We start from the raw sequence: 15,348 nt of genomic DNA, 5'->3' as shown, positions 1-15,348 counted from the left end.
GGTCACCGGGAGTACGGACTCCCGGTGACCCGGCGGCCCGCGGCCTCATGACTCGCCGCGCAGGGCCTGCAGTTCCTTGCGCAGCGCCGCGTTCTCCTGCTCGAGCTCCTCGTTCTCCCGCTCCAGCTCCTCGAGCAGGGCCAGTCGCTCACGGGTCGGGGCCAGCGCCTCGGCCAGCTCACGTTCGCTGAACCGCGGCGTGATGTGCTTCGGGCAGTTCCAGTCGTAGCCCTCCACGGCGATGACGACGAGGCGCTCGACCCGGCCGTCGGTGCTCGGCGAGCGCAGCCGCTCGGCCAGCTCCGGTGCCTGCTCGGGGTCGTGCGTGGTGGCGTGCCCGTACATCTTCAGGCGCGCGGTGCGCGCGTGGTCGAGCAGGAACAGCGCCACCCGGTCGTCGCCGCGGAGATTGCCGGTGGTGATGTACTGCCGGTTCCCGCGGACGTCGGCGAACGCGACGGTGTGTTCGTCGACGACGTGCAGAAACCCGGGCGGGCCGCCGCGGTGCTGGATGTACGGCCAGCCCGTTTCACCGACGCTCGCGAGCAGGAACCCGTCGAGGCCGGCGATGAACGCGGCCTCGTTCCCGGTCAGCGGATCCGGCCGGTCGGCGGGCTCGAGGAGCCGGCGGCCCCCGGCGGTGCCGCTGCCCTGCTCGTGCTGCACCTCACGCACGTTCGGCGTGTAGGCGAGATGTGCGTAACGGCTCATGCGGACACCACATCCGGTGCGCCGAGCGAGGGCGCCGGCTGCACGGACTGCGCCGAGGGCGTGGTGACCAGTCCCACCTGGGCGGCCCGCACCCCCGCCTGGAAGCGGCTGCCGGCCGCCAAGTCCCGCATGATGGCCGCGACATGGCGCCGGAAGGACCGCTCGGACAGGCCGATCCTGCGGGCGATCACCTCGTCCTTCACCCCCGCCGCGAGGAACTCCAGGATCGTCGACCGCAGATCGTCTCGGGCGTCCGCATAACCGGCCGCACCCGTCTCGAGCGGCACCGCGGACTCCCGTACGAGATCGTGCAGCCCGCCGAGGAACGACGCCACGGCCGGCTCGTACACCGCGGTGACGCCGGACCGGCCGCCGGCGACGTCCTCGGCGGGGACGAAGGCCGTGTCACGGTCGAGCACCAGGGACCTGCCGTGCACCACCCGCGATGTGCGCACATCGGCGCCCGCCGCGACCAGCTCACGCACCCGGGAGCGGGTGCCCGCGTCGCCGCGCGCCGTGTGCGGGTACAACACCCGTACCCGTACGCCGCGTTGCAGCGCCTCCAGGATCAGCGGATGTGCCTGCCGCAGCTCCGGGTGCTCCTGCGCCACACAGGGCTGCATCACCAGGATCTCGCGGGTGCAGCGCTGCGCCGCCCGGGCGAGCCGCAGCGCGATCTCCTCGGCGTCGTCGCTCACCACCACGGTCTCCTCGCGGGGGCGGCCGCGGCGGGTGGCGTCGAAGGCGGTCATGAACGTCCACAGGCGTCCCTGGGTCCGGGAGAGTCTGCGCCGATGCTCCTCCAGGGCGCGCTCCAGCGGGACGAGCAACTCCAGCTGGGCGGCCTCGGGGTGGACGGCCGACCAGCTGCCGCCGCCCTCGGCCGCCCGCACCAGACGCAGCGCCCGGAGCGCGCCGAGCGCCTCTTCCACGCGCGCCCGGGAGACGTTCAGGGCGCGGCCCACCTCCTCGCCGGTGACCGTGCCCCGGGCGAGCACGAACTCGTAGACCTCCACCGCGAAGGTGTCGGCGGCGGCGGGCGGCGGGTCGGCGGGGACCGGATCGGATACGGGGATGGTGGCCATCGTCAATTCCTTTCCTTCCGTCGTCTCATCGGCCGGGTGTTCCGGACATGCCCAAGGAAGATCCTCCCTAGACTCTCCGCGTCCCAGCCGGTACGGCGCGCAACTGCCGGATCGCGGGCACCGCGAGCAGCAGTGCGCTGCACAACAGGCCCAGCACGGTGGCCAGCGCCATCAGTGGGCGCTGGCCGAACACCGACGCCAGGGGGCCGGCCAGGGAGCGGCCCAGGGCCATGGACACCAGGGAGCCCGCCACGTCGTAGGCGTAGACCCGGTTGAGGAGCTCGGCGGGCACCTGGGTCTGTACGGCCGTCGTCCAGATCACCGCCCAGAAGGCGAGCCCCGCACCGGCAGCCGCCCACACGAGGCAGAGCACGACCAGACTCGGCCGGACCGCGGTGGCCGCCGGGAACAGCGCGTACAGCGCCCAGCCCGCGGCGCCCGCGGCGAGCGGCCGGGCGGGCCTGACCTTGATGGCCACCATGCCGCCGATCGCTCCGCCGCCGCCGAGCGCCGCCATCGCGATGCCGAACGAGGTGGAGCCGAGCTGGTCCACCACCAGGTCGGTACCGACCGGCAGCGACACACCGGCCACGAAGCAGCCGTACACGAGGAAGGTGGAGATCACGCCCCACAGCCACGGCCGTGACCTGAACTCCGCCCAGCCGGTGGCGAGTTGGCGGAGCATCGACTCCGAGGTGTCGCTGCGGGCCGACTTCAGGCGCAGCCCGAGCAGGCAGCCGCCGCTGATCCCGTACGTGGCCGCGTAGATGGCGAACACGATGCCCGCGCCCGAGAAGCCGACCAGGACGCCGGCGAGGGCCGGGCCAAGCACGCCCGCGGTCGATTCGGCGATCCGCAGCACGCCGTTGGCGCGCTGCACGTCCTCGGCGACCTGCGGCACCATGCTCGCCACACCCGGCTGGAACAGCGCGGTGGCGCAGCCGGACAGGAACTGCAGGGCGACCACGGCCCAGAGCGCGACATGGCCGGTCAGGAACATGGCCGCCATCACCACCTGGATGACGAGCCGGGCCGCGTCCGCGATCACCATCATGCGGCGCGGCGTGAACCGGTCCGCGAGCACACCGCCGAACAGCATGCACAGTGCGAGGGCGCCCATCCAGGCGCCGAGTGCATACCCGACGCCCGCGCTGCCGTAGCCGGCCTCGAGGACGCCGACGGACAGCGCCACCGGCAGCATCGCATCGCCGAGCAGCGAGCTCGTCCGGGCCCCGAAGTACAGCCGGAAGCCCGTGGTCCACAGCGGTGCCGGGGCGGGTACCTCCTCGGTACGGCCATCGGTGCTCGTACTCATGCGGTGTCACCCCCGCGGGAGCGCCCGGTGGACTCGCCGGTCACGGGCAGCGCGTCCCAGGCGGCGGGGTCGTCGGCCGCGCCCGGGTCCCGCGGGGCGTCCGGGTGCACGAGATAGCTGTGCGGGGCGATGGCCGTGACCCTGCCGGGCAGGGCGACGAGGGTGCGCTCATGGACCGCCTCCGGGGTGGCCGGATCGACCAGATGGCACACCACCCGGTGGCCGATCCGCTCGTCCGGCTGCACGGTGACCAGATGCGGGGTGTCGCCCATCACATCCCTCAACAGGGCTCGTACGGCGTCCAGTTCGATCCACGAGTGGTCGCTGCGGTACCAGCCGGGGCCGCGCGTCACCGGAGCGAGATCGGTCAGCGACGGCAGCTCCTTGAGCGGCACGTCGCCCTCCGCCGCGGCCTCCAGGAGGCGCAGCAGGGCGTTGCCGAAGGCGGTGGCCTCCGTGGTGTCCAGCGTGTCCGGGTCGATCCAGAGGGTGAGTTCGAGCTCGTCGTCCGTGCGGTACAGACAGGCGAAGAACCGGCAGGGGATGTCCTCGGCGGGCAGCAGCCGGACGCTCTCACCGGTCCCGGGCGCCCCGGGGCCCGCCGCGTCGAGCGGCGCCTGGTGACCGGGGATCCACACGGACGGGAGCCGGCCGCGCGCCGACCGGTCGGGCGAGCCCGCCGCGGACGCGAGGGCGCTCATGTCGTTGAAGACGAGGTCACGGGCGAAGCTGATGCCGCGCTGTGCGCACACCCCGTCGATGACCTCCCACATCGCCGTCGGATCGAACCAGCTGCTGCGGTACGCGGGCAGCGCGGCCGACCGGACCTTGCGCACCACGTCGTCGAATCCGTCAAGGCCGTCGAAGTCGACCGGGAGCAGCGCGTCCTGGGCCAACGAGCCGAAGAATCCGCGCAGTTTGCGCACCACCCGGTTGCCCGAGAGCGAGGTGGTCACCACTGTCTCGTGCCCGGTGCGGTGCGCGAGCAGCGTGACGAGCGCGGCGAGCACCACGGCCGAGTCGGTGGCGCCGGTCCGTTCGGCCACCGTCTGCAGCTGCGCCGGCGCCGCGCCCGACCGTACGCACAGGCCGGGATGCAGCCACGAGGTCTTCTCCGGCGCGTGGTGGGAGGGCGTGAACACGGCCTGCGGCACCCGGCGCAGCTGGGTCTCCCAGTACCGCAGCGCTCCTTCGCCGAGCCGGCGGATGCTGGGGCTCTGTTCGAGCTCGACGACGTCCACCGGCTGCAGCGCGGGCGGCGGCAGCGGCTCGCCGGCGGCGAGTGCGGTCCATTCGGTGTGCAGCTGCTCGCAGGCCGCGACGTCCATGGCCGCGTGGGTGACCACCCAGACCAGGTGCCGCGGAATGCCGCCGGCCGTCACCAGGGCCGCCCTGAAGGGGAGTTCGGCGGTCAGCTCGAAGGGGACGGAGCGGAGCCGGCGGGCGGTGCGCTCGGCCGCCTCGAGCGGGTCGCCGTCCCCGGCGTCGAGCACATCGACCGTGAACTCGCCGGATCCCGCGACATGTTGGCGTACCGGCTTGTCCAGGGTGTACGTGGTGCGCAGGGACTCGTGCCTCTCCACCAGGGTGTGCAGAAGCTCTCCGGTCCGCTCCGGTCCGCCGCCGGCGGGCGCGTCGAAGACCATGGCGAGATTGAGCCGGGTGGGGTCGTCGTCGATGGTGATGGCGCGCACGATGTTGGCATGGCCGTACGAGAGCGGCCCGCTGCGCGGGGTCAGTTCGGAGAACGGCACTGTGAGCTGCGGCAACTGGTCACCTCGTGGGGTGTGGTGGGGACGGGGGCTCGAGTGGGCCTCAGGAGCGGAGGACGGGCGTGGGCCTCAGGGGCGGGGTGTGCCGAGCGCGGCCGCCGCACCGCGGTACGGCGTCGCGGTGAGGACGGCGCCCGGGCCGTCGGTGGCGAAGCGGTCGAACAGATAGGGCCAGTAGGCCTCGTACGGTTCGGCCATCCGGTGCGCGCCCCCGCCGAGCAGGCACACCCGGGACAGGTCCTTCACGGGCAGACTGCCCACGGCCGCCTCCGGTGCCGGGCCGCCGGGCGCGCCGCCGTCCGCCGGGGCGAGGACGGCGTTCACCGTGACATCGGGGAACTGCACCAGGGCCGCGGCACCGCCGCGCACGAGCAGATCGAGCAGGCCGTCGCGTTCACGTACGACGGCCACGGACGAGGGCGCTCCGGGTGCGCCGCCCAGGCACAACTGCCGGTGATGGAACTCCCGTACGCCGGCGAGTGCCGCGTCGAGGAGGGCCGTCAGCGGGGCGTCCGGCCGGCGTACCAGTTCGTCGGCGAGGCGGCCGCCGAGCGCCCGCGTCCGCCACCGGCCCAGATGCCGGCACCCCTCTTCGGCACCGCCGAGGACGAGGGCGAAGTGGCTGCCGGTGACGACGAGATCGGCCTCGTCGTCCGCACCGGTTCCGGGCTGTGCGGCGCAGGTGAACTCCACGGACTCGCCCCCTATTGGTCTGTACCTATGGACCGAGCGTAGGGAGCGGCAGTCGTCACCCGGCCAGAGCGGGCCCATAACGCCTCGCGGCCGCCCGGCTTCCGCCCGTGACCGAGGAAACCTCCGCTGACCTGGCGGGATGTGCCGCGCTTCGGGCGGGCCCGGTACGAGGCGGCAGAAAACTCAACGACTCCGCCCGGCAGCTCCCGGCACGCCGGCGTCCGCGCGGACCGGCCGGTAGTCCCGGAATCCGGCCAGGCCCATCTCCCGGAAGAGCCGCAACCCTTCGCGCCGGTGCCGGAAGGCAGCCGCGTCCTCGCCGCGGATCGCATGGGCCGCGGCCAGCGCCATGTGGCCGCGGGCCGCACCCGGCCGGTGTCCGGTCGCCCGGTGCAGGTCCATCGCGAACCCGGCCTCCCGCAGCGCCGCCGCACTGTCGCCGAGCCGCACCCGGACCAGGGCGCTCACGTGCAGCGCGGTGGCCTGCAGCACCCGGAACTCCGACTCCTCGGCGAGCGCCGCCGCCTCGTCCGCAGCGAGCCGTGCCTGCTCGGGGTCGTCGTGGCGCAGCGCGAGCCCGGCCAGGCCGACGAGCGCGGACGCCTGCGGGAAGCGGTCGTTGACCAGCGCGGCCAGATGGGCCGCCATTCGGTAGCTGTCGCCCGCGCCGGCGTGGCCGGCGCGCTCCTGTGCGGCGCCCATCGAGAACCACGAGTTGGCCTCCAGGCGGCGGTTCTCCAGGGCCTGCGCCGAGGCGACGGACTGCTGGGCGAGCCGCAGTCCGCGCACCTGGTCGCCGGTGTCGACATGGGCGGTCGCCAGACAGCTCAGCGCCACCGTCTCGCTCGCCCGGTTACCGGCCTCCGTGTGCACCGCGAGCGCGCGGTCCAGGAGCGTGATCGCCTCCGCCGGGCGGCCGAGCGCACGCAGGACGATGCCCAGATTGGTCCGAGCGACGGCCGCCCCTGCGGGCGCGCCCAGCGCCTCGTAGAGCCCGGCGGCCTGCCGGCAGTGCTCCGCGGCCTGGTCGAGCTGCCCCAGCTTCCAGCAGATCAGGCCGAGGTTCAGTACGTCCTCGGCGGCGCCGGGTCCGCCGTCGCTCGGGGTGAGTTCGCGGGCCCGTGACAGATGCAGCGAGGCCTGGCGCATCGCGCCGTTCTCCTGGTGAGCGGTGCCGATCCGGCGCAGCGCCATGGCCTGGCCGGCCTGCCAGCCCGCCTGTTCGGCGAGCTCAAGGGCCCGGGCGTACTCCTCCCTCGCCTCCGCGTTCCAGCCCTGGGCCCAGTGGCAGTCCGCGAGCAGCAGCCGCGCGGCCGCCTGCGGCCGCCGTCCCCCGGCGACCACCGCTGCCGCGAGGCCCGCCTTCGCCACGGCGAGCCGGTCCGCGCTGTGCATCCCGAGCGACAGAAAGCCGTGCAGCGACTGCGCGAGCCGCCAGGCGACGGTGGGGTGACCCGCCGCGGCCGCGTACTGCACCGTGCTCACCAGATTCTCCCGCTCGGCGGTCAGCCAGGCGGTTGCACCGGAGGCGTCGGCCAGGTCCGCGGGGCGGGTCTCCGCCTCCACCTTCGCCTCTGTCTCTGTGTCCGCCGCTGTCTCCGCCTCATCCAGCGCCCACCTGCCGGGCCCGTCCGGGAACAGCACCGCGTCCGCCGCCGAGGCCCGCGCCAGATACCAGTCGAGCAGTCGTCGTACGACCGACTGCTCCTGCTCGCCGACCAGTTCGCGGGCGTACGTTCGCAGCAGGTCGTGCAGCCCGAACCGGCCCGGCGCGACCTCCTGCACCAGATGCGAGTGGGTCAGGCGGCGCAGCAGCCGGCCCGCCTCGACGGGTCCCGCCCCGATCAGGGCCGCGGTCCCGGCCCCGGTGATGTCGGAGCCGGGCATCAGGCTCAACAGGCGGAAGGTGCGCCGCGCCGCCGCCGGCAGGGCCAGATACGACAGATCGAAGGCCGCCTTCACCGTCGGCTGCTTGTCGCCCTCCAGACGCAGCCCGTCGATCAGGCTGCCCCCGGCCAGTTCGGCGCAGTACGCCGCGACACTCGCCGAGGGATCGGCACTCAGATTGGCCGCGGCGATCCGCAGGGCGAGCGGCAGCCAGCCGCACAGCTGGGCGAGGCGCGCCACCGCCTGCGGTTCCGCCGCCGCCCGCTCCTCGCCGAGCAGCCGCCCGAGCAGAGCGCGCGCCTCCGACAGGTCGAGCACATCCAGACCGAGCCGGCGCGCCCCCTCGGTGGCGACCAGGCCGGAGAGCCCGCTGCGGCTGGTGATGACGACCCGGCAGGTGCTGCTGCCGGGCAGCAGCGGACGCACCTGCTCCGCCCCGCCCGCGTTGTCCAGGACGACCAGCATGCGCCGCCCGGCGAGCAGCGTGCGGTACATCGCCGCCGCCTCCTCCTCACCGGCCGGCACCCGGTCCGGCGGCACTCCGAGTGCCCGCAGGAAACGGGCCAGTACGTCCACCGGCCGCAGCGCAGGCAGCGGCGAGTGGCCGCGCAGATCGGCGAACAGCTGCCCGTCCTCGAAGTGCTCACGACGGGCCTGCGCCCAGCGCAGCGCGAGGGCCGTCTTGCCGACCCCGGGCGGCCCGACGATGGCCACCACGGTCGGCGCGGCCGGGTCCCGGTCGCTCAGGAGGCCGTCCAGCTCGGCCAGTTGGCGCGCCCGTCCGGTGTACGAAGCGGCGTGCGCGGGCAGTTGGTACGGCCGGTCGTGACCGGTGCCGGGCGCGGGATCCGGCGCCGGGGAGGGGTCCGGGCGCGGCTTGGCGAGCGGAATCTGCTGGCGCAGCACCCGCAGATGCGCCTCCCGGATCTCCTGGCCGGGAGTGATGCCCAGCTGGTCGTCGAGACGTCCGCGGAAGGCGGCGAACACCGAGAGCGCCGCGGCCTGTTCGCCGCAGCCGGCGAGCGCGAGCATCAGCCGGGCGTGCACGCCCTCGTGCAGCGGTGCCGTGCCCGCCCGCTCCCGCAGCTCGGCCACGGCCTGCTCGGGGCAGCCGAGAGCCAGGCACAGATCGGCGTGCAGCACGGTGGCCTCCACGCGCTGCTCGGCGACCAGGACGGCGATCGGATGCTGCCCGAACACCGGGTCCAGATCGCTGAGCACCGGCCCGCGCCAGCAGTCGAGGGCGAGCGCGAGGGACTCCTTGGCGGCTTGCGGGTCGCCGGTGTCGCTGGACCGCTTCGCCCGCGCGAGCAGGTCCTGGAACCGGGCCAGATCACTCTGGCCGCTCTCCGCCCGCAGCCGGTAGCCGCCCGGCACCCGTTCCACGGCGGCCGCCCCGCCGCCCGACGGCCCCGGCGGCTCCAGGAGTTGGCGCACCTGACTGACGTAGGTGTGGATCAGACTGCGGTACGAATGCGGGGGACCGGACGGCCACAGGGTGTCCACGATCTCCTCCTGCGTCGCCGCGTGCGGCCGGCGCAGCGCAAGCAGACCGAGCAGCCGCCGCAGCATCGGACGGTGCACCTCGATCGCCACGTCTCCGCGCAGGACCTGGAGCGGTCCGAGAATGTGCACCCGAAATCGGCTGGAAATGCGCGGTGGTCCACTGCGCGCCGCCTCGTGCAATTCACGGACGTCCTGGTCGGGCAATCCGAGCGCTGCCGCGATCCGTTGCACGGTCCGCAGATGCGGACGGGAGACCCGTCCCCGCTCGATATCCCGCAGTGCACGCGTACTGAGATCCGCGCGGTCGGCCAGATCCTGCTGGCTCAACCGGGCCCGCCGGCGCAGCGACTGAATCCTGAGACCCATGGCAGCCGAGTCGTTCACCGGAACGGTCCCTTCGTCGCAATCCGTGCGCCGTCGCTCGAAGGTATCCGACAGAACCGCCCCGGGGGAGACGCCCTCGAGCCCGGCGGGAGCCGCGCGGTGCAGGTGTCCGGTCCCGGCCAGGCCGCTTCCGGGCGTTGAACGCCCGGCCGGGCGCCGCCTACGTTCGTCGATGCCGACATCCTGAACCGAACGGAGGCCATGGAGTCATGGTCAGTGAGGTCATCGACCGAAGTGCACGGTTCCACGGGATACTTGACCGTCTCACCGAAAAATCCATCGACGACTACTACAATCCGTACCGCCTTTTCGAATGGCCGGAGCAACTGCCGGAAGACATGTGGTGGATGAGTCCCGAACTCACCACCACACACGGCACCGAGATCGCCGACCGGCTCGGCCGGGAGCAGTTGTACGCCCTCTCCCGGCAGGAGAGCATCAACTTCTACAGCCTGAATGTGCACGGCATTCGAGAACTGCTCGTCGAGGTCGTCAACCGCATTCACACCAAGGGATTCGAGACACCCTCGGAGTTCTTCCACCACTTCATCGGTGAGGAGAACGAACACATGTGGTTCTTCGCCGAGTTCTGCCTGCGCTACGGGAACGGCAAGATGTACCGCCAGCCCGCGGTGACCGGCGGACCGGCGCCCTCGCGCGAGGTGGAGAGCCTCCTGGTCTTCGCCCGCATCATGATCTTCGAGGAGCTGGTCGACCACTTCAACTCCACGATGGCGGCGGACGACCGGCTGCACGAGACGATCCGCGCCATCAACCGCATCCACCACCAGGACGAGTCCCGGCACATCGCCTTCGGACGCGAACTGGTCCAGCTCCTCTTCGACGAGGTCCGGCGCACCGCGTCCAACACCGAACTCGACGACATCTCCCGCTATGTGCGCCGGTACATGACGCACAGCTTCGAATCCCTCTACCACCCGCAGGTCTACCGCGACGCCGGCCTCGACAACCCGCACGAGGTCCGCCGCGCACTCCTGGAGTCGGACGCCCGGGCGCGGGCCGAGGAGACGACCTTCCGCAAGACGTCCAAGTTCCTGCGGAAGACGGGAATCCTCCGGTGACCCGGCTGACCGGGGCCGCCGGCGCACCCGCCCTGGCGATCCTCGACCCCGCAGCCACCCGGCTCCTGGACACCCTGGACGCCGTGTTCACCGACTGGGGCCTGCGGGCGGGCGCCGAGGAGATCTCCCCGCCGCCGCTCTACCCGGTGAGCGACCTGGAGAAGTTCGACGTCTACGACAACTTCCCGCACCTCGCCTGGGCCGCCACCGGGTTCGACCTGGCGGACGGCGAAGTCAAGGCGGTGGACGGCGAGTTCGGCCCCGGCACGCTGCAGCAGGCCCGCTACGGACTGCCGCACGCCACCTGCTACGGCGCCTACCTCTACCACGAGGGCGACCGGCTGCCCGGCGACACCCTGCTCACCCTCGTCAACCGCTGCTTCCGGCACGAGGAGCGGTACGGCGGTCTGCGCCGGCTCGCCAGCTTCCGGATGCGCGAGATCGTCGCGCTCGGCAGCCACGCCCACACCCAGGACGTGATCGCACGCTTCGGCCGGTGCATCGAGGACTTCGCCACCGCCCTCGGCCTCGGTCTCGAACGGCAGGCCGCGACCGACCCGTTCTTCCGCAGTGACGACGCCCGAGCCCTGATGGCCCGACTGAGCCCGGTCAAGTACGAGTACCAGTACGGAGATCTGGCCATCGCCTCCGTGAACACGCACCGCAATTTCTTCGGCGAACGCTGCGCCATCCTCAAGCCGGACGGCGAGCACGCCCACACCTCCTGTGTCGCCTTCGGCCTCGAGCGCTGGCTGTGGGTCCTGCAGGACCGATTCGGTACGGACCCGGACGCCGCGCTGGACGCCGTACGCCGGGCCGCCGACGCCGTCACCGTCGCGGACCGATGACGGGCGCCGCACCGCTGCCGAGGATCGGCGTGGACCTCGTACCGCTCACCAGGATCCCCGAGCTCCTCGCCCCGGCATCCGGACCCGCCCTGCACCGCATGCTCACCCCGCGCGAGCGGCGCATGTCGGACCAGGCGGGAGCGGCCGGCCGACTGGCCGCGAAGGAAGCCGTGTTCAAGCTCTTCGGCGCCGCCGGGCAGCCCGTGCCCTGGCTCGCCACCGAGGTGCTGCCGGGACCCGGCGGCCGTCCCGCGGTCCGGCTCACCGGCCGGGCCGCCCACCTCGCCGAACAGGCCCGGCTCGGGCCGATCGATCTCAGCATCAGCCACGACGCCGGCTGGGCCGTCGCCGTGGCGGTGGCCGTAGCGGCAGAAGATCCGCCGGCGGCCCGGGCCACCACCCCGTCCGTCTCCACACCCACCGACCGAAGGGCACACTCATGAGCTCCTCCGTGGACACCCAGGGCATCGACAAGGTCAGGGACTGGATCCTCGGCCGCCACCCGGACCGCACCGAACTGGCCCCGGACGTCAACATCATCGAGAACCGCCTGGTCGACTCCCTCGCCTTCGTCGAGCTGGTGTACGCCATCGAGGACGCCAGCGGCCGGGAGATCGACTTCGACGCGATCGACGTCGAGGACTTCCAGTCCCTGGCCACCATCGAGCGGGCCTTCTTCTCCTGACCGCCGCTCGCACCGCCTTGTCGATCTCTCCGCACGACGATCCCGAGAGGGGCCCCGCATGCACGCAGTCTCGTACACCGCCCAGTGGATGGCAGCCGCCCGAGCCCTGGAGTCCGAGCGCGACGACGCTCTCTACACCGACCCGCTGGCCAGGGAGCTCGCCGCACCCAAGGGCTTCGAACTCATCGAGCGGTACGAGGGCGGCGGACTGCTGCCCTTCATCTCCATACGCACCAAGTACCTGGACGACGCGATCAGTTCGGCGCTCGCCGACGGCGGCATCGACCAGGTCGTCCTGATAGCCGCCGGCATGGACACCCGCGCCTTCCGCCTCGACTGGCCCGAGGACGTCACCGTCTACGAGGCCGACCACGGGCCGCTCATCGAGGAGAAACGGCGCCGCCTCGACGCACTGGGCGCCGTCCCGCGCACCGACCGCCGCGAAGTGCCCGCCGACCTCACCGGCCCCTGGATGCCCGAACTGCACAAGGCCGGCTTCGACCCGTCCAGGCCCACCCTCTGGGTGGCCGAGGCGCTGACCTTCTTCCTCACCGAGGAGCAGGCCGGTGAGCTGCTGCGGCTGCTCGCCGCCGAGTCCGCCCCCGGCAGCCGGCTCGCCTTCGACATCCTCGGCCGGGCCCTGCTGCGCAGCCCGTTCTCCAAGCCCTTCCTCGACCAGCTGGCCGCCGACGGCACCCCGTGGATCTTCGGCACCGACGAGCCCGAGGAATTCGTCCGGGCGCACGGCTGGAAGGTCACCGACCTGACCGAACCCGGCGAGCCCGGCGCCGGCGAGGGCCGCTGGCCCTACCAGGTCCAGCCCAGGAGCCGGCGCGGCGCCAACCGCCTGTGGCTCATCAGCGCCGAGTCGGTGGCCGGCTGATGGCCGCCACCGCGGTCAGCACCCTCGAACGCGTCGAGTCGTATCTGCCCGAACGCAGCCTGCGCATCGAGGAACTCGCCGAACACCTCGGCCTGCGCCGCGCGGCCCTCGGCGTCTTCCGCAAGTTCTACGGCCTGGACAGGCTGCGCTTCGACCCGGATCTGCCGCTGTCCGACCTGCTGCGGCCCGCCGCGCGTGCAGCGCTCGCCACCCTGCCGGACGGCGCCCATGTGTCGTACCTGATCTACGCGCACACCACCCAGGCGGTCGCACCGCCCGATGTGGAGGTCGCCCAGGCGCTGCGCGCCGATCTGGGCCTGGAGTCGGCCGAGGCCTTCGCGCTCAGCCAGCAGGCGTGCGTCTCCAGCCTCGGCGCCATCGACGTGGCCGGCGAACTGCTGCGTGCGGACGGCGACCCGGACGCGTACGCGCTGATGGTCACCGGCGAGAAGGCGTACTCGCCGGTCGTCCAGCACGTCCCCAACACGGCGATCATGGCGGACGCCGCGGCCGCCTGCCTGGTCACCCTGGACGGCCGGGGCGACCGGGTGCGCTCCTTCGTCACCCGCACCCTCGGCGAGTACGCGGAGTGGCTCGAGCTCACCCCGGAGCAGAACACCGAGTTCGGGGAACGCTACGGCGCACGGATCGCCGAGGTGATCAACCAGGCCCTCGCCGAGGCCGGACTGGCCCTGGACGACGTCGAGTTGGTGATCCCGCACAATGTGAACCTGCTCGCCTGGCGGCAGACGATCAAGGAACTGGACGTGCCGGCCGAGAAGGTCTTCCTCGACAACGTGCCGCGCTACAGCCACACCTTCGCCTCCGACGTCTTCGTCAACTACACGACGCTGCGCGACGAGGGCCGGCTGACCGACGGGGCGCACTACGTGCTCGTGTCCGTCGGTCTCGGCGCGACCTTCGGCGCCATGGTCGTCACCCACCACCGGCCCGGGGAGCCGCAGACATGACCGACCGTCAGGAAGTGATCTCCGCCATCGAGAAGGGGCTCGCCGAGGTCCTGGAGCGCCAATTGCCCGACATCACCGAGGACACCAGGCTCTTCGACGACCTGCGGCTCGACTCGTCCTCCGTCCTCGAACTCCTGCTCCTGGTCGAGGACTCCACCTCGGCGGCCGTCGACCCGGAGACCCTGGACATCGACCATCTGCGCACCGTCCGCTCCTTCGCCGACTACGTCGAAGGGCTGCTCGCAGCGGAGGAAGGAAGGACATGAGCGCACTCGTACTGGACGCCGCGACCGGCGTCCGCTCACCCGAAGGACCGGGCGGCCAGGCGGCGTTGGACCATCTGCCCTACTTCGCCGACCTGCTCGGCCCGTACGACCTCAAGGCCGACGAGGAACTGCTGCGCCGCGGCGCGGGGGTGACGCACCGCCGGCTCGCCGAGCTCGTCACCGACGCGGACGGCGTACGGGACTCCCGGCCGCAGCTGATCGTCGTGGCACACGCCCTGCCGGACGTGGTGCCCTTCACCGCGGTGGCCCCGCACCTCACCGAACGCCTCGGCGGCGACGCGGTGAACTTCGGCCTGAGCCAGCAAGGTCTCGGCGCACCCTTCACGGCCCTGCGGATCGCCGCCGCCCACGTGCGTTCCGGCCGGGCCACGGACGTATGCGTCGCCGTCCTGCAACAGACCACGCTGCCCACCGAACTCCCGCCGCTCGGACGCGGACAGCTCACCGACTCGGCGGCCGCCCTGCTGCTGCGCACGGGACCGTCCGCGGGCCGACTGGAACTCGCCGGCGCGGGCCAGGGGCCGCCCCCGCCCACGCCGCCGGGGCGCACCCTGCACGTACTCGGCCCCGCGCCGGACGACTCCGACCTGCCGCACGGCGTCGACCTGCACCACAGCGCCCCCGGCAGCTACTGCACGGCCGTCTGGCTGGAACTGGCCGCGCACTGGCGGGAATGGCAGGACACCTACGACACGGTCGTGCTGCGCGACACCGATCCGCGCACGGGCGCCGCCCACCACGCGGTGTTCCGCGCGGCCGCACCGGCCGGGGCGGCGAGCTGATGGGAGTCGGCGTCGACCTCGTCCAACTGGGCGAACTGGACCGTCTGTTGGGCCGCGACTGGTTCCGTGCCTTCGTCTACACGGATCGGGAGCTCGGCGTCGCGGCGGGATTCGGTCCCGACCGGGCGCGGGAGTTCCTGGCCGGCCGCTTCGCGGCCAAGGAGGCCGTCCTGAAGGCCATCGGCACGGGCATGACGGGAGGCGTGCGGCCCTGCCAGGTGTCCGTACTCCCTTCGGACCGCGGCGTCCCCGTGGTCCGCCTCGCCGGGCCGGCCGCGGAGCGCGCCTCGGCGGCCGGTGTCAGCGAGGTCCGGGTGTCCCTCTCGCACAAACGCGGCCTCGCCTTCGCCGTGGCCCTCGCCCTGGACGACGCCGGCCGGCCCATGGCGACGGCCTGAGGACCGGCCGGCCCCGGCGGCCCGCGGCGGCAAGCGTCCTACGCCCGCTTCCCGCCGCG

The 15,348-nt window shown here is 72.7% G+C and carries 15 protein-coding genes; 9 read left to right on the top strand and 6 right to left on the bottom strand.

Annotation, left to right across the window (positions count from 1 at the left end):
- Nucleotides 1-45: 45 nt before the first annotated feature.
- The 6 genes from DY218_RS28210 to DY218_RS28185 form a co-directional block, all read right to left on the bottom strand.
- Entirely contained in the window at nucleotides 46-711 is a 666-nt protein-coding gene (locus DY218_RS28210) for a pyridoxamine 5'-phosphate oxidase family protein (RefSeq protein WP_128558977.1), read from the bottom strand.
- A complete protein-coding gene (locus DY218_RS28205) occupies nucleotides 708-1,796 on the bottom strand; it encodes a LuxR C-terminal-related transcriptional regulator (RefSeq protein ID WP_128558976.1) in 1,089 nt (362 codons plus the stop codon). The genes DY218_RS28210 and DY218_RS28205 overlap by 4 nt, the downstream gene beginning before the upstream one ends.
- Nucleotides 1,797-1,863: 67 nt before the next feature.
- Nucleotides 1,864-3,111: an MFS transporter gene (locus tag DY218_RS28200; protein ID WP_128558975.1), complete on the bottom strand. Its 1,248-nt coding sequence runs from the start codon at nucleotides 3,109-3,111 to the stop codon at nucleotides 1,864-1,866.
- On the bottom strand, nucleotides 3,108-4,880 hold the full coding sequence (locus tag DY218_RS28195) for a condensation domain-containing protein (RefSeq protein WP_128558974.1): 1,773 nt from the start codon (nucleotides 4,878-4,880) through the stop codon (nucleotides 3,108-3,110). The genes DY218_RS28200 and DY218_RS28195 overlap by 4 nt, the downstream gene beginning before the upstream one ends.
- A gap of 72 nt (nucleotides 4,881-4,952) precedes the next feature.
- Entirely contained in the window at nucleotides 4,953-5,576 is a 624-nt protein-coding gene (locus tag DY218_RS28190) for a hypothetical protein (protein WP_128558973.1), read from the bottom strand.
- A gap of 183 nt (nucleotides 5,577-5,759) precedes the next feature.
- Nucleotides 5,760-9,353, bottom strand: a complete 3,594-nt coding sequence (locus DY218_RS28185) for a BTAD domain-containing putative transcriptional regulator (RefSeq protein WP_233521937.1) — start codon at nucleotides 9,351-9,353, stop codon at nucleotides 5,760-5,762.
- A gap of 209 nt (nucleotides 9,354-9,562) precedes the next feature.
- Between DY218_RS28185 and DY218_RS28180 the strand changes: the two genes are divergently transcribed.
- Genes DY218_RS28180 through DY218_RS28140 form a run of 9 tightly spaced genes read left to right on the top strand, consistent with a single transcriptional unit; the run spans nucleotide 9,563 to nucleotide 15,289 of the window.
- Nucleotides 9,563-10,435, top strand: a complete 873-nt coding sequence (locus DY218_RS28180; RefSeq protein ID WP_128558972.1) for a diiron oxygenase — start codon at nucleotides 9,563-9,565, stop codon at nucleotides 10,433-10,435.
- On the top strand, nucleotides 10,432-11,283 hold the full coding sequence (locus DY218_RS28175; protein ID WP_128558971.1) for a class-II aminoacyl-tRNA synthetase family protein: 852 nt from the start codon (nucleotides 10,432-10,434) through the stop codon (nucleotides 11,281-11,283). The genes DY218_RS28180 and DY218_RS28175 overlap by 4 nt, the downstream gene beginning before the upstream one ends.
- Complete coding sequence (locus DY218_RS28170; protein WP_128558970.1) at nucleotides 11,280-11,726, top strand: holo-ACP synthase; 447 nt, start codon at nucleotides 11,280-11,282, stop codon at nucleotides 11,724-11,726. The genes DY218_RS28175 and DY218_RS28170 overlap by 4 nt, the downstream gene beginning before the upstream one ends.
- On the top strand, nucleotides 11,723-11,968 hold the full coding sequence (locus tag DY218_RS28165) for an acyl carrier protein (protein WP_233521936.1): 246 nt from the start codon (nucleotides 11,723-11,725) through the stop codon (nucleotides 11,966-11,968). The genes DY218_RS28170 and DY218_RS28165 overlap by 4 nt, the downstream gene beginning before the upstream one ends.
- A 58-nt stretch (nucleotides 11,969-12,026) precedes the next feature.
- A complete protein-coding gene (locus DY218_RS28160; protein ID WP_128558969.1) occupies nucleotides 12,027-12,851 on the top strand; it encodes a class I SAM-dependent methyltransferase in 825 nt (274 codons plus the stop codon).
- Nucleotides 12,851-13,822 (top strand): 3-oxoacyl-[acyl-carrier-protein] synthase III C-terminal domain-containing protein, encoded by a 972-nt coding sequence (locus DY218_RS28155; protein WP_128558968.1) that lies wholly within the window; start codon nucleotides 12,851-12,853, stop codon nucleotides 13,820-13,822. Before DY218_RS28160 ends, DY218_RS28155 begins: the two co-directional genes overlap by 1 nt.
- Nucleotides 13,819-14,088 (top strand): phosphopantetheine-binding protein, encoded by a 270-nt coding sequence (locus DY218_RS28150; protein ID WP_128558967.1) that lies wholly within the window; start codon nucleotides 13,819-13,821, stop codon nucleotides 14,086-14,088. The genes DY218_RS28155 and DY218_RS28150 overlap by 4 nt, the downstream gene beginning before the upstream one ends.
- Nucleotides 14,085-14,891, top strand: coding sequence for a hypothetical protein (locus DY218_RS28145; RefSeq protein ID WP_128558966.1), 807 nt, complete (start codon nucleotides 14,085-14,087; stop codon nucleotides 14,889-14,891). The genes DY218_RS28150 and DY218_RS28145 overlap by 4 nt, the downstream gene beginning before the upstream one ends.
- Nucleotides 14,891-15,289: a holo-ACP synthase gene (locus DY218_RS28140; RefSeq protein WP_128558965.1), complete on the top strand. Its 399-nt coding sequence runs from the start codon at nucleotides 14,891-14,893 to the stop codon at nucleotides 15,287-15,289. Before DY218_RS28145 ends, DY218_RS28140 begins: the two co-directional genes overlap by 1 nt.
- Nucleotides 15,290-15,348 lie beyond the last annotated feature (59 nt).

It is taken from the genome of Streptomyces triticagri, from assembly GCF_003429565.1.
GTDB lineage: Bacteria > Actinomycetota > Actinomycetes > Streptomycetales > Streptomycetaceae > Streptomyces > Streptomyces triticagri.
Note: the sequence above shows the minus strand (reverse complement) of the source record. Positions and strands in the feature narration are given on the sequence as shown.

Excerpts from the sequence above, each read along its gene's own strand:
- DY218_RS28155 (WP_128558968.1), top strand. The coding sequence starts at position 12,851 with ATGGCCGCCACCGCGGTCAGCACCCTCGAACGCGTCGAGTCGTATCTG.
- DY218_RS28145 (WP_128558966.1), top strand. The coding sequence starts at position 14,085 with ATGAGCGCACTCGTACTGGACGCCGCGACCGGCGTCCGCTCACCCGAA.
- DY218_RS28170 (WP_128558970.1), top strand. The coding sequence starts at position 11,280 with ATGACGGGCGCCGCACCGCTGCCGAGGATCGGCGTGGACCTCGTACCG.
- DY218_RS28180 (WP_128558972.1), top strand. The coding sequence starts at position 9,563 with ATGGTCAGTGAGGTCATCGACCGAAGTGCACGGTTCCACGGGATACTT.
- DY218_RS28150 (WP_128558967.1), top strand. The coding sequence starts at position 13,819 with ATGACCGACCGTCAGGAAGTGATCTCCGCCATCGAGAAGGGGCTCGCC.
- DY218_RS28140 (WP_128558965.1), top strand. The coding sequence starts at position 14,891 with ATGGGAGTCGGCGTCGACCTCGTCCAACTGGGCGAACTGGACCGTCTG.
- DY218_RS28210 (WP_128558977.1), bottom strand. The coding sequence starts at position 711 with ATGAGCCGTTACGCACATCTCGCCTACACGCCGAACGTGCGTGAGGTG.
- DY218_RS28200 (WP_128558975.1), bottom strand. The coding sequence starts at position 3,111 with ATGAGTACGAGCACCGATGGCCGTACCGAGGAGGTACCCGCCCCGGCA.
- DY218_RS28165 (WP_233521936.1), top strand. The coding sequence starts at position 11,723 with ATGAGCTCCTCCGTGGACACCCAGGGCATCGACAAGGTCAGGGACTGG.
- DY218_RS28205 (WP_128558976.1), bottom strand. The coding sequence starts at position 1,796 with ATGGCCACCATCCCCGTATCCGATCCGGTCCCCGCCGACCCGCCGCCC.
- DY218_RS28160 (WP_128558969.1), top strand. The coding sequence starts at position 12,027 with ATGCACGCAGTCTCGTACACCGCCCAGTGGATGGCAGCCGCCCGAGCC.